Below are 16660 nucleotides of genomic sequence, written 5' to 3' on the forward strand. Positions count from 1 at the left end.
TCATATAAATAAAAAGGGAAAAAGAGTGATAGTTATGGAAGAAAAATGGCTTGTTGGTGTGGATATAGGTGGGACCACCATTAAAACATTTGTTAACTTGCATGGTGAGATTATAAAAAGTTCGGAAATAGAAACGGACAAAAGGGAAAGGGGTCAGCATATTCCCACAACTATCTCAAAATCGATTGATCAAAAGTTAAACGAATTATATGAAAAAAAAATAAGTTAATAGGTATCGGAATAGGAGCACCTGGTCCCGTTAATAAAGAAGACGGTTCCATTGAAGTGGCGGTAAATTTAGGGTGGGAGAAATTTCCTTTACGGGAAATTCTTGAAATGGAAACATCCTTACCGGTTATTGTTGAAAATGATGCTAATATTGCAGCAATAGGAGGAATGTGGAAAGGTGCAGGCAAAGGAGCTGTGAACTTAATCTGTGTCACCTTAGGAACAGGCGTAGGAGGCGGGATTATCGTCAACGGTGAGATTGTACATGGTACCAATGGAGCTGGCGGAGAAATTGATCATATTACCTCTGTTCCCAGAGATGGTTTACCTTGTAATTGTGGAAAAACGGGGTGTTTAGAAACCGTTGCATCTGCAACAGGAATTGTCCGATTAGCTCAAAAACGACTAGCTTTTGATGATTGTACTAGTAAATTAAGGGGAATTCATGAGGAAAATCAAGCAATAACAGCCAAGCAAGTTTTTGATGCTGCAAACGAAGGGGATGAATTTGCGAAGCAAATAATCCAACAAGTTGCATATCACTTGGGATTGGCTTTGGCCAATTTACCTAATGGCTTAAATCCTGAAAAAATTGTCATCGGAGGCGGAGTGTCAAAAGGAGGTAACGCACTTTTGAGTAATTTGAGAGAGGAGTTTTTTTCCTTTACTTTTCCAAGAGTAGCCCAAGGTGTAGAGATTGTTCCTGCAACACTAGGAAATAATGCAGGCGTAATTGGAGGAGCTTGGCTGGTAAAAAAACACTTGACTAAATTAATAAAAAACGTGTTGATCTAAAATATATGGAGGGTGGTTTTGTTGAAATCAAATGAAGAAACCCTTGAAGACCTAAAAAAAGAATTACTTCGGATTGGTTCTTCCAAGCAAAGGGATTATGATTTATTCAAGAGGAAGGGCCAAGTATTAAGTACAACTATTTGTCGAAGATTAAAATTAAGTTGGACTATGGCTGTCAAGAAAACAGGGTTAATATCTTTTAGAGATAATAGTTCTAGTGGTCCTTTCATTTGAACTATTGTGTTCTATTAAATTAAATGTTGTTTGTAGTATAAACACAGGATGGAATATTAGTAAAAAACCATATGTCCCAGGGGATTAGGGCGGTATCATGTTAGAAAGCTGCCTTAGTAGGGCACATAGGGTTTAAAATAGGGGGAAGCCTCGTGAGAGGTTTCCCTACTTTTTTATTGTGAATTTTAGGATGCTTTCTACGCAATTATTCCTTATATTTTTAAAAGATGTCCTTTATCGCTATTTAATACTAATAAAGAACACCTTATCCTTTTATAAGAAAAAAGAATGATAGAGATGCGTAATATAAGACACCTTTTTTGTGATGAAACGGTTTCTTATAAAGGGATTTAAAATCATAATTGTCTTAAAAGTGGATTAGAGAAAGGGGATTTAATATGGAACATTATTTATGTGAAATGTCAAAGAGATCCCTCAAGTCAACTTATAAATAAAGATTAATAGAAACTGTCGGTAACAATAAATAATTAGAAAGAATACAAGACTCGTCCTTGACAAGGTTGAGATCATTTACGATACCAAAGTTTAATGGTCAATTTAGTAATGGATTAAAAGTAAAAATTAAAAAATAAATAAAATAATCTGCAGACCACTTAAAAAGGATCTGCAGATGTTGTCGGTAACTTAGGGCGGGTTCCGAATAGAAATAAGTTTGTAACATTTTGGTCACGAACTAAAAATAACTTCCGATAATAATTAGTAACCAAATTTATAACAGTGCCTAAAAAAGCCTTTAAGAATAAGGATTACCAATAACTATTAAGTACTTAAAAAAACTTGAAATAACACTTTTCCTCTAACTTCAATACTGCTCGAGACCTGCGTGCCAGGTCTGGTGGGTTCGATTCCCACGCAGTCCCGCCAATTATGGATTTTCATCATTTACATAATTTCTCATGTTGAAAGTATTGTTTGATCTTTGTTCAACAATCTGGCCCAATTGTTGAACAAGGATTGTAGTTAATTATGGTTTTACATATTGATACATGGAAGAATAAGACTTTATCATTATCTTTACTAATCAACTGCCCCTGTTCGTTTTATTTCTATCGTTATATTTGGTTTGAACTTTAATCTGGAATACTTTTCTCTCAAATCTTCTTCATTAGTATTGGAATATTTTCGAATACTTTTTATTTTTCTTCCAATGCCAATTGGATCAATTTCTAATTTCCTAAACACCTCAAGAATATCCCCTAATTCTTTGTTTAGTTCTTCCTCAAGTATTTGCTCCAATTTTTTTATGGATTCCTTATTTTTAAAAGTCACAGCAGGCTGTAATTCTATAGTTGAAACTGAAATAGTGGCGTTTAGGTTTACCGCCTCTTCTTTAGAAAATTCAATTTTTCCACGGTACTTTATTGGGCGAATGGTAATATTAAATTTATCTCCTTTTATCTTTTCGACTAGTGTTACTCCCTTTTTTTCTAAAACCTCAACAGGAATGTTAAATGTTATATCTCCCAAAAAAGCATCTCTTTTAGTGAATAATTTTATGAACAAGGTTTTTTTCAAAGAGATAGAACCCACCATTTTATCACCCTTAAATAATGCAACACTATTGATATAGGGGGCTACACCCTTCTTATTCGCTATAATAGGTAAGGTAGGATCGATACCAATATCATATAGTGAGGAGAAAAAATCGTGCAAGTTGGAGTCTATTAACATTTCCTTCCTTTCGTGTTTATCTAATAATTGGTAAATATATGATCCCATGTCAGGGAATTCTTCATAGTTATTATTATTAATCGTATCCTCAGCATTGTTTGTAATTGCCAAAAATATTAAATACCCAATGCTGGTGTCACGTTGCATGGTATCTAAAAAAGAAGCAATTCCTAACATTTCAGTCATATCTTTATCAAATAATATTGTCCTTAGTTGTCCAGAAGTAATGTCGTGGCTTGTCTGTTGTTCTAACCTTTCTCTTATTTGTTTGCTTGTCGTTCCGACGGCAGAAATGGTTACACTTGTCTTTTCTTCTTTACGGTCGAATTGTAACAAGCTAATTGTACCTTTGTATGTATCCTCATCAAGTAAGTCATAACCAATAATTGTTGAAATCCCTTGCCTTTCTAATGTTTTATCAGGGGGCATACATGCAGTGCAGAGAAGGGAACACAATAGAATAAAACATTTTTTCATTTTTTCAACTCCGTTAAGAACGTGAAAAGATTTTAGATTTAATGATTGAAATGAAATATAAGAATATCGGATAGATAAACCATAGGTAAAAGCCAACCTGACTAACTTGATCAAAAAAAAGGTTATTGTCGACTCTTTTTGTGATAAAAAGACTGGTTATAAGAATGATGATAGAAATTATCCATATTCCGTGTTTTTGTTTTAAGTGAAATATTTGTTTAACTCCTTTTGAAGAAATAAATAGGTATGTACATAAATTCGGAAAAATGACTATTATCCATAATGAAACGGCTATAAATTCAAAACGCTCAATAAATGGAAAATGGACAGAACTTATCATACTGACAATAGGCCAGATATGCCTTTCTAATTCTTTTGGGCTGAAAAATAATATAGAAATAACAGTTGAAAATAAAATAAGGAGGGTGGTAAACCAAACTGCTAATTGACTGAAAAAAAGTATTTTATTTTTCTCCTTTATAAAGGGAAAAATAAAATATAAAGTCTCAAAACCCAACATGGTATAACTACTTTTAAAGACTCCTTTCATCAATTCTGAAGGGGAAGCAGACAGGATGGGTAAAATTCTAGTAAACTTTATGGAATCTAGTGGTTGATACATCACAAATACCAGCCATATAGTCATTATAAAGGATAAGAAGCATATCCCTGCAATTACTCTGAATCCACCTGATACTGCATAAATGGTTAGTAATAATAGTACTAAAGTGGCTCCCCATTCATAAAACCCTTCATAGCCCCATGTTAGGGACAATTCTATATAACCAATGATGATAGAGTAATTGGCTGCAATGAAGTAAATGACAATAAAGGTATTGATGATACTACCTAGAAAGCGACCAAACAAAATTTCGTGTATTTCATAAAGATTACAGTTTTCATATTTATTTAGTAAGCTAATCATAATCCAAGTGATAAGACTAATGTATAGACCAGATAGTAAAATGGACATCCATGCATCTTGCTTAGCTTCAAGATAAATTATTCTAGGAACACCAAGGATGCCCATCCCAATTTGCGAAGTGTGTATGATAAAGAAAGCAATATAGGCGTTTACAAAACTAATATTTGATTTCATTATCCACCTCAAAATTCATCCAAATCTTTTTCTGTTTTTTTAGATTTCCACCTGGTGCGGATTGCATTTAATGGACGATTGACAATAGGACGTTTCATATAAAAATGATGTGGGAGACGTATTAAGAAATATTTTAAATCCTCGATCCTAAACGGGTATAAAGGTGCAAGATAAGGTTTGTTTAATGATGTCAATTTTAACAAGTGGACCATCAGTACACAGACACCGATAATAATTCCATTTAATCCCCAAATACCAGCTAGAATGATGAAAGGAAATCTGGCAACTCTTATAGCAGTTCCCATTTCATAAATTGGAGCCATAAACGCCCCCAATGCACTAAATGCCACAATAATAATTAGAATATTACTAGTCAAGCCCGCCTCAACAGTTGCTTGGCCAATAACAATCCCTCCAACAATTCCCATTGTTTGACCTACTTTTGAAGGAAGGCGTGCCCCTGCTTCTCTAAGTAATTCAATTAAAAATTCCAATAAAAGTGCTTCTAGCAAAGGGGGGAAAGGAACTTGTGAACGGGATTGACCAATTATTATTAACAATTTAGATGGAATAAGTTCAAAGTGATAGGTAATGGTTGCAACATAGAATGCTGTAAAGAGGAGTGACCCAACCATAGCAAATAATCGTATAAATCTAATAAAAGTACTTAAGGACCATCTTAAATAAATATCTTCTGTTGATTCAAAAAATGATAAAAAATTAGCAGGTCCTATAATGGCAACGGGACTTCTATCTATTAGAACACCAATCCTTCCGTTTAAAATAGAATAGAGGAATCGATCGGGCAACTCTGTTAATATAAACTGTGGAAAAAACGAGTAATGATTATCTTCAAGACATTGTGCTAATACTGAACTGTCACTTATATCGTCAGTTTTTATTTTTTCAAACCTTTCCTTAAGTGTTTTAAGTATGTCATCATCCGCTATATCTTTAATATATATAATTCTTACTTGCTTTTTAGCACGTTCTCCTATTTCTAGTTCATCTGTACACAAATTAGAATCTTTTAGATTTTGTCTTATAATTTTTATATTTGAAGTTAATGATTCTGTAAATGATATTTTAGGACCGTATACCAATGATTCTGTTTCAGCTTTCTCGATAGACCTTTCAATAGGGTTAGTGCAATTTACCATAAATGCTTTACTTTCGACTGATAAGTAAATATAAACGAATCCCTTTAAGAGGGAAGAGATAACCTCTTGTTCATCAAAGTTTGTCTTTACTTCGTCCATTGGTATGTTTTTCAATAAGTAAGAGAAAGTTATGTATTCTTTTGGAAGTTGTTGAATGTATTTAATTACATACTCATTTAGAAACTCATGTTTAATTAAATTTTTCATAAAAATAACTTCGAGACAATCTCCACCAACTTCAAGTGTTCTACACATTAAGTCTGGTGATTCGTTTAGGATGTATTTAATTTTTTCATAGTTAGGGCAGTTATTTTTATTTAGATGGATTTTCAATTGAAACATATCCTTCAATAGATTTTTTTTAGTATTTGAAGTAGGCATTTATTTTATACTTGTTTTAACAAAGAAGTAAGGATTGACCTTTGAATGTTTATTTGTATTGAACAGAAAGTGATTTCTGGGACTAAAAACTGTGTGGAAACAGCATTAGTAGCTGTGTACTGTAAAGAGGGTGAATAAAAACCTCACTTAGATACAGTACGGAGAACCGTATCATGAATAACGGTAAACTAAAATCATTTTTGGTGATAAGGATTGTTTATGATTTTGTATAAAACTATATGGTGAGCGATAGTTTAAAGCATTACTTCAGTTGGAGTATTGCACTCTTTTGTTGAACGCACCCGTTGAAAAAGACACCATATGTTTTATTTGGCTGTGTTAACGTTCATGTGCTCTCACGGACCAATTTATGTTTTTATATTTTTAGTCAAATGTAAATTATTCTTCAACTAAACTGTCCCGTTAGAACAAAATGAAAAGATCGCCGCAGCGATCTCCGTACTTAAACACTTGCACCCGTTAGCCAGCCATGAAGCGCAAAAATCAGCGCTTCACTACAGAGAATGAAAATGGGTTGGAACCGTAAATACTGATTCTACGGCTGGGAGAGGAAGGTCAATGAACTATGGTGCGTTAGAGCCCATCCGTTAGTCTGACTCCACCGACCACGGTGCACCACTGACTGTCGCTCCCTTACGGGAAGCACACATGGTAAATTAATCCTATTCTGGTTGTTGCACCAGCCTCTAATTATAATGATCGCCGTAGAAAGGATGTTTTCAATGGATGTAGTCATTGAAAGAGCATGCGGTATGGATGTCCATAAGGACAATATTACTGCCTGTATTTTGACACCTGAAGGAAAGGAGAATCAAATGTTCTCTACTAAAACTGTATTTCTATTACAGTTGGTTGACTGGATTAAACAACATAATTGTACTCATGTCGCCATGGAGAGCACGAGTGTTTATTGGAAGCCTATTGTGAATTTACTAGAAGCCGAGGATATTGAGTTTTTAGTGGTGAATGCCCAACATATGAAGGCAGTTCCAGGGCGAAAGACAGATGTAAAGGATGCAGAATGGATCGCCAAACTTCTTCGCCATGGACTACTTAAAGCTAGTTATATCCCTGACCGAAATCAACGTGAATTGCGTGAACTCGTTCGCTATCGTCGAAGTATTATCGAGGAGCGTGCCGGACAACATAATCTAATCCAAAAGGTGTTAGAAGGCGCGAACATTAAGTTGGGATCTGTGGTTTTAGATGTGTTGGGTGTTTCAGCACGAGATATGCTTGATGCCATTGCCGATGGTGAAGAGGACCCTGAAAAACTAGCAAACTTCGTTCGACGCAGCATGAAGAAGAAAGAAGAACTGGAACTCGCCCTAAAAGGCTATATCAATTCACATCAACGCCTCATGTTAAAAACCATTTTAGGTCATATTGATTTTCTTACTGAGCAAATCGAGATGCTTGATACGGAAGTTGCGGACAGAGTCAGCTCTCATCAAGAAGATGTATCAAGATTGGATTCGATTCCTGGTATAGCGACCAGAATGGCTGAGCAAATTCTATCCGAAATTGGGACTGATGTGAAGAAACAATTCCCAACTGCAGCTCATATGTGTTCTTGGGCAGGATTAGTTCCTGGGCAAAATGAAAGTGCCGGAAAAAGAAAATCAGCCAAAACTAAAAAAGGAAATAAGTATTTAAGATCGGCGTTAACCGAAGCAGCTCATTCAGTAAGAGGATCCAAAAACTATCTCGGAGCACTGTATAGACGTACAGCATCCCGAAAGGGTAAGAAACGTGCTGGTATTGTAGTCGCTCACGCAATGTTACGTATCTCTTATTATTTCTTAACCCGAAAAGAAATGTATGTAGACCTAGGCGAAGACAACTTTGATAAGCAGAGACAACAATATATCGTTCGGCATTCACTGAGACGACTCGAAAGCTTAGGATACACCGTTACGTTGGAAGAACCTAAAGCATCTTAATCCAGTCACGATTCAAAATGAATGAGCTGCGTCTATTTTAGTATTGCCATTTTACGAATATTACAGAAGTTAATTTTCATGGTAGACACCCATGCCGCGTTGCGGCACCATCAAATGAATGAAAATGTTTTTTATACTAGTCTAGCTCCCCTGCCTCCTGTCAATCCTATTAATATGGCTGGCGAAGGAAGGTCGTTCAACTATGGTGCTTTTAAGCCCGCATGGTAGACTGATTCACTACGACCAGGTGCACCACAAATTGTTGCTCTCAAATGAGAAGCACGCAGGATAGATTAATCTTATATGGTTGTTGCACCAGCCTTAATTTATTTCAGCCTTGGAAGGGTTTTAACAATGGATGTTGTATTCAATCACTGTTGCGGACTTGATGTTCACAAAAAGAGTATTACCGCTTGCGCGATTACTCCAAAAGGAAAAGAAATCGAAACATTTGGTACTATGACAAATGACCTTTTCCAATTGGTAGATTGGATTAAAAATAAGCGATGTACTCATGTTGCCATGGAAAGTACAGGTGTTTATTGGAAACCAATTTACAATCTACTAGAACTAGAAGAAATACAACCGATGGTTGTAAATGCTGCTCATATTAAGGCTGTTCCCGGACGTAAAACTGATGTAAAAGATGCGGAATGGATTGCGAAATTGCTACGCCATGGTCTTCTTCAACACAGTTATATCCCTAATCGGGAACAAAGAGAACTACGTGAGTTAGTTCGATACCGTCGTAGTCTAATCGAAGAAAGGGCTAGGGAGATTAGTAGAATCCAAAAGGTTCTAGAAGGTGCTAATATTAAACTTTCTTCAGTTGCGACTGACATTATGGGTGTCTCAGGTCGAGCAATGATTGAAGCGATTATTAACGGTATAAATGATCCACAAACATTATCAAGCTTAGCTAAGAGGGGCTTGAAGAAAAAAAAGGGTGATTTAGAACGTGCTTTAGTAGGATCCGTTGGACCCCATCAAAAGATGATGTTAAAAACTCAACTTTCACACATTGACTTTATGGATCAACAGATTGAACTGTTAAGTGAAGAAGTCCAGCAACGCATGCAGCCTTATGAAGAAGATATTGAATTGCTTGATTCTATCCCTGGAATTGGCAGAAGTCACGCCGAACAACTTTTGGCTGAAATCGGAATTGGCATAGATATTTCAAACCAGTTTCCTTCGGCTCCTCATTTATGTTCATGGGCTGGAATGGTTCCGGGTAACAATGAAAGTGCTGGAAAAAAAAGTCCGGAAAAACCAGAAAAGGTAATAAAAAACTACGAGCAGCACTTGTTGAAGCAGCACATTCGGCAGCAAGAACAAAAAACACCTATCTTGCTTCCCAATACCAACGTTTAGCAGCACGAGTTGGTAAAAAACGCGCAGCAGTCGCGGTTGGACATACCATATTAACAATTGCATATCACATGTTAAACAGAAGAGTACCCTATATTGAGTTGGGTGCAGATTACTTCGACCGACGAAAGAAAGAAATCGTAATTAAGCAATCTATCAAACGATTAGAGACTCTTGGTTGTAAAGTAACTGTTGAAGCAATAGCGTAATTATGGTCAAAAAACTATATCTAAAATTCGAGACCCAGATCTTAAAAAAAAAAATGGATCTTATAGGGTTTAGTTTCGTATTGCCAAAATGCCCTTTCCCAATTACTATTTTTCAGGATAGTTTAAAAACCATTTCTCCCGCGGTATAGGAAAGTATTCACCAGCGACAAGTTCTGGAGGTACGGCTTTGTCAATTCGTAAAAGGTCGTCTGAACTTAAATTCAGGTCAAGTGAACCGAGTGAATCCTGAAGTTGTGATCTCTTTCTTGCTCCAACTAATGGGATAACATCTTTACCCCGAGATAGAACCCATGCGATAGCAAGCTGCGCAACAGTTACTTGCTTTTCTTTAGCAATTTCACGCAAGGACTCTACAAGGGCTAGGTTCTTTTCAAGGTTTTCATTGGTAAACCGCGGCGCATTAACGCGCTTATCATCTGAACCTAGCACTCTCTCTTTAGACCATGTACCACTCAGTAACCCTCTAGAGAGAACACCATAAGCCGAAAGCGAAATGCCTAATTCCCGTAAAGTAGGCAAAATAGTGGTCTCAATACCCCTATTAAATAGTGAGTATTCCATTTGCAGCCAACTAATAGAATGTACAGCGTGTGCGCGACGAATTGTTTCTACTCCTACTTCAGAAAGACCAATGTAACGCACATATCCCTTCTTTACCATATCGGCAATGGCACCAACCGTTTCTTCAATTGGTACGTTTGGATCGATGCAGGCTGTGCCTGGTTGATAAAGATCGATGTATTCAACACCTAGGCGCAGTAGGGTATCCTCAAGGAAATTCTTTACTGTATGAGGGTGGTTATCACTCTTTCGATGACTCTTGCCCTGAGAATGGAGCTTGCCATCGAATTTTCTGAAATGAACACATTTTCCCGTTGGATTCCTTGGAATGCTTCACGTAGAAGTAATTCATTGTGTCCATCGCCATAGAAATCCCCTGTATCAAAGAGTGTAATGCCTTCCTCAAGTGCTGAGTGGATTGTTGCAATGCTTTCGCTACGTTCAGCATTACCATATAGCCATGACATCCCCATACAACCGAGACCAATCTCAGAAACCAGTGGACCGTTATGACCAAGTGCTCGTTTTTTCATTGACACATTTCCCCCTCGGCAGTCTAAGTGATCCAATCTGTAACCAATTTCGTTCTGAAATCCCGCTCCTAACGGCATATCGAAAAATAAGAAATAGAACAACTAAACCAACAAAAGACATAAAATATTGAAAGAGGACAATCACTATTACATAGTAATTCTTCATAAATATTCACTACTTTAACATTACCATAAATCGGTAAAAAAGTGGGAGATATTTAAATGCTTCTTCTTAAGCTAACCTGCTTCGTTCGTATTATAAGGTTAGCCAGAATGCTAAATATTTCTGGTTGACCTTATTTTTTATGGTCTTATTATAACAGTAGCCAGGGTAGAACGTATCTGCTCGTGGGGCTTTAACCCCGTCAGCTAAACGGTTCGCCCCCTACTTGTAGAAACATGATTTAGGCTGGTTGGGACTTAGATCTCGTATAACAAGCGAAGCTGTGACACTGCATGGAGGAATTAGGGGTACTGGCAAATTACTAGTTTAGGAGGAGGATTTTGAATGAATCCAGTCGTTGGTCTGGATATTTCAAAAGGCGAAAGTCAAGTTCAAGCATTTTTAGATAAAGGCAAACCATTCAGAAAGAGTTTTAAGGTATCTCATACAGTTGAAGGGCTAAGTTATCTTGTATTGTTTCTGGAGGATGTGAAAAAAGAGTCTGGTAAGAAGCCTTCAATCATACTAGAAGCTACTGGGCACTATCAAACACCTGTCGTTCATTATTTGGAAGAACGAGGTTATTTATTAATTATTATCAACCCCTTGATTTCATACAAGGCAAGAGGATCAAGTTTAAGAAAAGTAAAGACAGATGCCGTAGATGCCTTTGCCACCAACTACTTCTGATTGAATCATATAATTGTAAAATATAAGCCTATTATACCAACGTTTTCAAATGATTCTGTGATAATCAGATTCACTTTACAACCTTGACAGAGTTGAGCTCACCTAATTATTTATTTTGATTTCTGATTATTCTGTTTTCTTTTAGTTTAATTTCAGGTCATAATGGTCAATGATGACCTAAATGACTAAAAGATAATTATAAAAAGGCGCCTTTTTTATATTTCAAAATAAATATGGTTTGGTGCTTTGGTGCCATGCTTGGTGCCCAAATTTTTAATATTAAAGACACATGAAAACACTAGGAAGTAAGAAACCTTGATTTATCAGCACTTGAAGATACATGGAGATACCAGAAAAACAGGTGTCAGCAAACTTCAAAACTGCTCGAGACCTGCGTGCCAGGTCTGGTGGGTTCGATTCCCACGCAGTCCCGCCATAAAAGTTGATTTATCAAGGGTCTTTGTAGATTTACTTTGAATAAAGTTTTTACATATTCCTTCACAGTCTCACCTCTATCTACTGACAAGACTGTAGAAGGGCTGTTGGCGAGACTGTAGAGAACGTTTCCTTTAACCTCCAAATAATTATTTTTTGGAGGTTGATTTTTATGCAGACCAAGATTCGCCCAAATAGGTTAAGCCGAAAGTAGGGAAGATTAGAGAGGGCAGCAAAATGAAATCCAAAACTGAATCAAATATCCTGACATTGGATGTATAATATATTTATGACTGCTAATAAAACAGAGGGGTTAGCATCTTTTGTATATTTACAGTATCTTTACAATTAAGCACTTGAAGTTAATTAAATTTAAAACTAATATATAAGCAAATAGTTATATATTGATTTGAAGGAGATTATGCAATTATTAGGGCAACTATGACATATGAACAATATCAAAATAAGGGGAAATGTCCTTCATGTTGAAATCAGTGGTTGAAATAGAGCGATCAGCAAACATATTAAAACTATTAGGGGATAAAACAAGATTATCCATTGTTGCGATGTTGAAACAACGTGAATGCTGTGTTTGTGAGTTTCTTGAAGTGTTCAAAATGAGTCAACCATCCATTAGTCAGCATCTTCGAAAATTAAAAGATGCTGGAATGGTAAAGGAAGAACGAAGAGGACAGTGGATTTACTATTCCCTTAATCAACAAATTGAGGTATATGGAATGATACAAGATATTTTGGAGCATGTACCTGATCAAACAGAAAAAATCAAAATGATTGAAAAAAACAATCCCACATTCCGATGTGGTTGTTAGTTTTATTTAATTAGGGAGTGAGAAAATGAGTAAGACAGAAAAGAAACGTCTATCGTTCCTGGACCGATACCTAACACTTTGGATTTTTCTTGCTATGGCAATCGGAATAGGATTAGGGTTTGTCTCTCCAGGTTTTGTCGATAGTATGAACAGCTTGCAGATAGGAACAACATCGATTCCACTTGCCATTGGTTTAATTTTAATGATATATCCTCCATTGGCGAAAGTTCGTTATGAGGAGATAGGGCGTGTATTTAAAGATGTAAAAGTATTAGTATTATCCCTTGTACAAAACTGGATCATTGGACCAGTTCTTATGTTTTTATTAGCCATTATTTTTCTTCCTGATAAACCAGAATATATGGTAGGTCTTATTATGATCGGTTTAGCTCGATGTATTGCAATGGTCATTGTATGGAATGATCTTGCAAAGGGTGATACGGAATATGCAGCAGGTTTAGTGGCATTCAACTCTATTTTCCAAATGTTGTTCTTCTCTGTTTATGCGTATGTGTTTGTAACCATCATCCCTGAATTGATAGGAATCCAGGGGGCAGTAGTAAACATTACGATGATTGAAGTGGCTAAATCTGTTTTCATCTATCTTGGAATTCCTTTTATAGCTGGAATGATTACACGTTTTACATTGGTAAAGGCTAAAGGTAGACAATGGTACGAGAAAGTGTTTATTCCTAAAATCAGTCCTATTACATTAATTGCTTTACTTTTTACGATTATCCTTATGTTCTCATTAAAAGGGGACGCTATTGTGAGCTTGCCATTAGACGTAGTTCGTATTGCAATTCCTTTATTAATTTACTTTGTAATCATGTTCTTTGTTTCCTTTTTCATGGGAAGGAAGATAGGAGCAAATTATCCTGTTACCACAACCCTTGCTTTTACAGCTGGAAGTAATAACTTTGAATTAGCAATTGCGGTTGCTGTTGGTGTATTTGGTATCCATTCTGGTGCAGCTTTTGCAGCAGTCATTGGACCACTTGTAGAAGTGCCAGTGATGATTGCTTTAGTAAACGTGGCTTTATGGTTCAAAAGAAAATACTTTAAAGAACATGCAGCCTAAAACTAATAATAAAGGTGGAAATCAACATGGAAAACAAAAAAACAATCTATTTCTTATGTACTGGTAACTCATGCCGTAGCCAAATGGCAGAAGGTTGGGCTATAAAGCATCTAAGTGAGGAGTGGGAAGTGAAAAGTGCTGGGCTTGAAGCACACGGATTAAACCCTAATGCCGTTAAAGCAATGAAAGAAGTGGGAATCGATATTTCAAACCAGACATCTGATGTTATCGACCCTGAAATTTTAAACAATGCTGATTTGGTTGTTACGCTATGCGGACATGCAGCAGAACACTGCCCAGTAACTCCTCCACATGTAAAACGAGAACACTGGGGATTTGATGACCCTGCTAAGGCAGAAGGAAGTGAAGAAGAAAAATGGGCATTCTTTCAACGTGTTCGAGATGAAATCGGAGATCGCATTAAGCGTTTTGCTGAAACTGGTGAGTAAGAGGATTGGATAGCCAGGAGATTTTATACTCTCCTGGCTTTAATTTTTAAGCAATTTTATTACTTTATTATAAAGAAGTGGATTAAAATAAATAGGTAAAACAAGCAGGAGGAAATGGACATGAAAATCACTGATGAAGCACGTGATGAATTTAAAAAAATGTTCAAAGAAGAGAATGCTAAAAACATTCGTATCTTTTTTGATGGCTTTGGCTGAGGACAGCCGAGGATTGGACTGGCTCTGGATGAGCCAGAAGCAGACGATATCATCGTCACTATAAATGATATAAAAGTAGCAATTGACCCAATTATTGAACCCAACACCGAAGACCTTATCCTTGATCGTAGTGGAAATGGTTATGGAATTTCGATGATCGGTAATACGGGAAGATGCTGTTAGAAAAGACCTTTACTGGTCTTTTTTTAATTTATCTGTTAGTTCATAAAATGCAGCTAAGAATTGTTGATAAGTTTGGGAGCCGTATTCCTCGATGTTGTAATGGAAAAATAGCTCCATGGCAATTTCTTTTGCTTGCTCAATCGTACAATTTCGTGAAAGTCTAATTAGGTTTAAATAAGATAAAAAATACTCTTTCTTTAATGCACCTGCATGATTCACGGTCATACAATTATCCCCCTATAAAAAGGGTCTCTACTTAAAATGAGACCCTTCATTTGATCATTAAAGTATTTCAAGAACAGCATTTAGTTGTATTTTTGCTTTGAGTAGTCGTTGAGCAACACTGCTCCACTTTTTCAACTGTCGGTTCAGGAGTACAACAAGAAGAAGCATTTTCACTGTTAACTTCAACATCTGCTTTTGTATAGAAAAACTCCCACTCGTTTCCATCAGGGTCAAGAACCCAAAATTTATCTTGGAGAGCATAGCAACATGTGGTGTTTATTTCTTCGTATTGTGTACGAATACCGTTTGCTTCGAGTCTATTCTTGTGAGCACTAACCTCATCTGTGCTTTCAACCTGAATACCAAAATGTCCTACTTGATTTCCACTTACTTTATCTCGAAGATTAAGGGTAAAGTTTAATCCTGGTGGTTCAAGAAGAAACTTTGCATAATCAGGCTTTACTTTAACTGGTTCAACTCCAAAAACTTTACTGTAGAACTCGATGGATTTTTCTAGGTTAGTAACATTAAGACCAATATGTGTATATTTCATTTCAATTTCCTCCTAATAATTTAATTAATCATCAATAATATGATTGGGATTTATTTAATAAGCAACGGTTTAACAAGCGCAACTGCAGCAATTTGGTTGTACTCTTGATGAACTTCGACCTTCATTCCATTTCTTTATGACTTTTTCAAGAAATGTTTCCTTATGGAAATCTGCAAATTGCCAAGCATTTCGGGCTTTCATTTCCGCTTCCTCCTGACGTAATTTCATGATTTGATATACTCCATACTCGTTAAACATGATGAATCCCCTCCTATTAATCAAAGAAATAAAAAATTAAAACAGGTATGCTTGAAAGTTGGTAAAGTGGGATAGTAAGTTCAATCGGAAAATTTATCGACTTTGAAATAATCCCTCCTTACAAATATTTGCAATTTGCAAGTATTCATTTTATTAAAAGAGCAAGTGATTCTTGCTCAAATTAATGGTTTACAACAAACAGTGGATTTAGACATTGCTTCGTTAAGTAATTTGACTGATTTAATAACCATTTCACGTTCAAATTCGCTCATATGTGAAAATACTTCATTTAAATATTGATTCATTTCCGCATCAATTTTAGCAGCAACATAATTTCCTTGTGTAGTTAAAGTAAGTATTGAAACACGTCTATCATCAGGAAGAGGCGCTTTTTTAACTAGTTCCATCTTTACTAGTGTTTGGATTTGGCGACTAAAAGTGGTTATATCCATCCCCAGATTATCAGCAACCTGTTGCATGGAAGGTTTATCATGACGTAGAATTTCATAAAGGATGTGACTCTGTACAAGAGAAATTTCAGTTTCACCTATTTGACAACAGTTTTTATTTAAAAGACCAAATCGCCTTGTCATAACTTGGAACAATTCTCTAACGTTTTCCATTTTTTCACCTCTGATTTATTTATATACAAATTATTTGCAAAATGCAACCAATATTTGTTTGGAAATTAAAAATTTTTTATATAATGGTTGTAAGCAGATAAAAATGGTAGTGTCAAAACTTCTATGAAAAAGTGACCTGAAGTTTTTTTCTTCTCTCTTTTTTGTAGTGGAGGTACCCGCAATCGCTCTTGACAAACACACCAATGGTTTGAGGTTCCTTTAACAAGGG

General features: G+C 36.0%; 15 protein-coding genes and 3 pseudogenes. 9 read left to right on the top strand and 9 right to left on the bottom strand.

The window, feature by feature from the left end; translation table 11 throughout:
* Window positions 1-34 precede the first annotated feature (34 nt).
* Together ACE198_RS24775 and ACE198_RS24780 are read left to right on the top strand one after the other, a co-directional pair.
* Window positions 35-1023: pseudogene (locus tag ACE198_RS24775) on the top strand (ROK family glucokinase).
* Between the two features lie 21 nt (window positions 1024-1044).
* Window positions 1045-1257, top strand: coding sequence for a hypothetical protein (locus ACE198_RS24780; protein WP_375377412.1), 213 nt, complete (start codon window positions 1045-1047; stop codon window positions 1255-1257).
* A 1038-nt stretch (window positions 1258-2295) separates the two neighbouring features.
* Here ACE198_RS24780 and ACE198_RS24785 read toward each other — a convergent pair.
* The 3 genes from ACE198_RS24785 to ACE198_RS24795 are packed head-to-tail and all read right to left on the bottom strand — an operon-like array spanning window position 2296 to window position 6027.
* Window positions 2296-3426 (bottom strand): Ger(x)C family spore germination protein, encoded by a 1131-nt coding sequence (locus ACE198_RS24785; RefSeq protein ID WP_375377413.1) that lies wholly within the window; start codon window positions 3424-3426, stop codon window positions 2296-2298.
* Window positions 3427-3439: 13 nt separating this feature from the next.
* Window positions 3440-4525: a GerAB/ArcD/ProY family transporter gene (locus ACE198_RS24790; RefSeq protein ID WP_251456041.1), complete on the bottom strand. Its 1086-nt coding sequence runs from the start codon at window positions 4523-4525 to the stop codon at window positions 3440-3442.
* An 8-nt stretch (window positions 4526-4533) separates the two neighbouring features.
* Window positions 4534-6027: a spore germination protein gene (locus ACE198_RS24795; protein WP_375377425.1), complete on the bottom strand. Its 1494-nt coding sequence runs from the start codon at window positions 6025-6027 to the stop codon at window positions 4534-4536.
* A 782-nt stretch (window positions 6028-6809) separates the two neighbouring features.
* Between ACE198_RS24795 and ACE198_RS24800 the strand changes: the two genes are divergently transcribed.
* The 3 genes and pseudogenes from ACE198_RS24800 (at window position 6810) to ACE198_RS24810 (ending at window position 9610) form a co-directional block, all read left to right on the top strand.
* Window positions 6810-8030, top strand: a complete 1221-nt coding sequence (locus tag ACE198_RS24800; protein ID WP_375377414.1) for an IS110 family RNA-guided transposase — start codon at window positions 6810-6812, stop codon at window positions 8028-8030.
* Window positions 8031-8108: 78 nt separating this feature from the next.
* Window positions 8109-8258, top strand: a complete 150-nt coding sequence (locus ACE198_RS24805; protein WP_251462763.1) for a hypothetical protein — start codon at window positions 8109-8111, stop codon at window positions 8256-8258.
* Between the two features lie 126 nt (window positions 8259-8384).
* Window positions 8385-9610: pseudogene (locus tag ACE198_RS24810) on the top strand (IS110 family RNA-guided transposase).
* 105 nt (window positions 9611-9715) lie between these two features.
* Here the strand turns inward: ACE198_RS24810 and ACE198_RS24815 are convergent.
* Both ACE198_RS24815 and ACE198_RS24820 read right to left on the bottom strand, forming a co-directional pair.
* Window positions 9716-10522, bottom strand: coding sequence for an aldo/keto reductase (locus ACE198_RS24815; RefSeq protein WP_375377426.1), 807 nt, complete (start codon window positions 10520-10522; stop codon window positions 9716-9718).
* Window positions 10414-10725, bottom strand: a complete 312-nt coding sequence (locus ACE198_RS24820; RefSeq protein ID WP_375377415.1) for an aldo/keto reductase — start codon at window positions 10723-10725, stop codon at window positions 10414-10416. Before ACE198_RS24820 ends, ACE198_RS24815 begins: the two co-directional genes overlap by 109 nt.
* 508 nt (window positions 10726-11233) lie before the next feature.
* Between ACE198_RS24820 and ACE198_RS24825 the strand changes: the two are divergent.
* The 4 genes and pseudogenes from ACE198_RS24825 to arsC form a co-directional block, all read left to right on the top strand.
* Window positions 11234-11560: pseudogene (locus ACE198_RS24825) on the top strand (IS110 family transposase); the annotation flags it as partial.
* A gap of 935 nt (window positions 11561-12495) precedes the next feature.
* Complete coding sequence (locus tag ACE198_RS24830) at window positions 12496-12843, top strand: ArsR/SmtB family transcription factor (protein WP_251456038.1); 348 nt, start codon at window positions 12496-12498, stop codon at window positions 12841-12843.
* 25 nt (window positions 12844-12868) lie between these two features.
* Window positions 12869-13924 carry an ACR3 family arsenite efflux transporter gene (gene arsB, locus ACE198_RS24835; protein WP_375377416.1) on the top strand — a complete coding sequence of 352 codons (1056 nt, stop codon included), beginning with the start codon at window positions 12869-12871 and terminating at the stop codon, window positions 13922-13924.
* 26 nt (window positions 13925-13950) lie between these two features.
* Window positions 13951-14373: an arsenate reductase (thioredoxin) gene (gene arsC / locus ACE198_RS24840; RefSeq protein WP_375377417.1), complete on the top strand. Its 423-nt coding sequence runs from the start codon at window positions 13951-13953 to the stop codon at window positions 14371-14373.
* A 408-nt stretch (window positions 14374-14781) separates the two neighbouring features.
* Here arsC and ACE198_RS24845 read toward each other — a convergent pair whose 3' ends face one another.
* The 4 genes from ACE198_RS24845 to ACE198_RS24860 all read right to left on the bottom strand — a co-directional run bounded on the left by ACE198_RS24845 (window position 14782) and on the right by ACE198_RS24860 (window position 16431).
* Complete coding sequence (locus ACE198_RS24845) at window positions 14782-14997, bottom strand: hypothetical protein (protein WP_375377418.1); 216 nt, start codon at window positions 14995-14997, stop codon at window positions 14782-14784.
* A 67-nt stretch (window positions 14998-15064) separates the two neighbouring features.
* Window positions 15065-15550: an ArsI/CadI family heavy metal resistance metalloenzyme gene (locus ACE198_RS24850; RefSeq protein WP_375377419.1), complete on the bottom strand. Its 486-nt coding sequence runs from the start codon at window positions 15548-15550 to the stop codon at window positions 15065-15067.
* 69 nt (window positions 15551-15619) lie between these two features.
* Window positions 15620-15808 (bottom strand): hypothetical protein, encoded by a 189-nt coding sequence (locus ACE198_RS24855; RefSeq protein WP_375377420.1) that lies wholly within the window; start codon window positions 15806-15808, stop codon window positions 15620-15622.
* Window positions 15809-15984: 176 nt separating this feature from the next.
* Window positions 15985-16431, bottom strand: coding sequence for a MarR family winged helix-turn-helix transcriptional regulator (locus tag ACE198_RS24860; protein WP_375377421.1), 447 nt, complete (start codon window positions 16429-16431; stop codon window positions 15985-15987).
* Between the last annotated feature and the right edge of the window lie 229 nt (window positions 16432-16660).

The sequence above is a fragment of the Neobacillus sp. KR4-4 genome (assembly GCF_042136325.1).
GTDB lineage: Bacteria > Bacillota > Bacilli > Bacillales > Cytobacillaceae > Neobacillus.

Bases quoted from the DNA above. Each gene is read 5' to 3' on its own strand.
- ACE198_RS24785 (WP_375377413.1), bottom strand. From the start codon at position 3,426: ATGAAAAAATGTTTTATTCTATTGTGTTCCCTTCTCTGCACTGCATGT.
- ACE198_RS24790 (WP_251456041.1), bottom strand. From the start codon at position 4,525: ATGAAATCAAATATTAGTTTTGTAAACGCCTATATTGCTTTCTTTATC.
- ACE198_RS24795 (WP_375377425.1), bottom strand. From the start codon at position 6,027: ATGTTTCAATTGAAAATCCATCTAAATAAAAATAACTGCCCTAACTAT.
- ACE198_RS24800 (WP_375377414.1), top strand. From the start codon at position 6,810: ATGGATGTAGTCATTGAAAGAGCATGCGGTATGGATGTCCATAAGGAC.
- ACE198_RS24805 (WP_251462763.1), top strand. From the start codon at position 8,109: ATGGTAGACACCCATGCCGCGTTGCGGCACCATCAAATGAATGAAAAT.
- ACE198_RS24820 (WP_375377415.1), bottom strand. From the start codon at position 10,725: ATGAAAAAACGAGCACTTGGTCATAACGGTCCACTGGTTTCTGAGATT.
- ACE198_RS24830 (WP_251456038.1), top strand. From the start codon at position 12,496: ATGTTGAAATCAGTGGTTGAAATAGAGCGATCAGCAAACATATTAAAA.
- arsB (WP_375377416.1), top strand. From the start codon at position 12,869: ATGAGTAAGACAGAAAAGAAACGTCTATCGTTCCTGGACCGATACCTA.
- arsC (WP_375377417.1), top strand. From the start codon at position 13,951: ATGGAAAACAAAAAAACAATCTATTTCTTATGTACTGGTAACTCATGC.
- ACE198_RS24845 (WP_375377418.1), bottom strand. From the start codon at position 14,997: ATGACCGTGAATCATGCAGGTGCATTAAAGAAAGAGTATTTTTTATCT.
- ACE198_RS24850 (WP_375377419.1), bottom strand. From the start codon at position 15,550: ATGAAATATACACATATTGGTCTTAATGTTACTAACCTAGAAAAATCC.
- ACE198_RS24855 (WP_375377420.1), bottom strand. From the start codon at position 15,808: ATGTTTAACGAGTATGGAGTATATCAAATCATGAAATTACGTCAGGAG.
- ACE198_RS24860 (WP_375377421.1), bottom strand. From the start codon at position 16,431: ATGGAAAACGTTAGAGAATTGTTCCAAGTTATGACAAGGCGATTTGGT.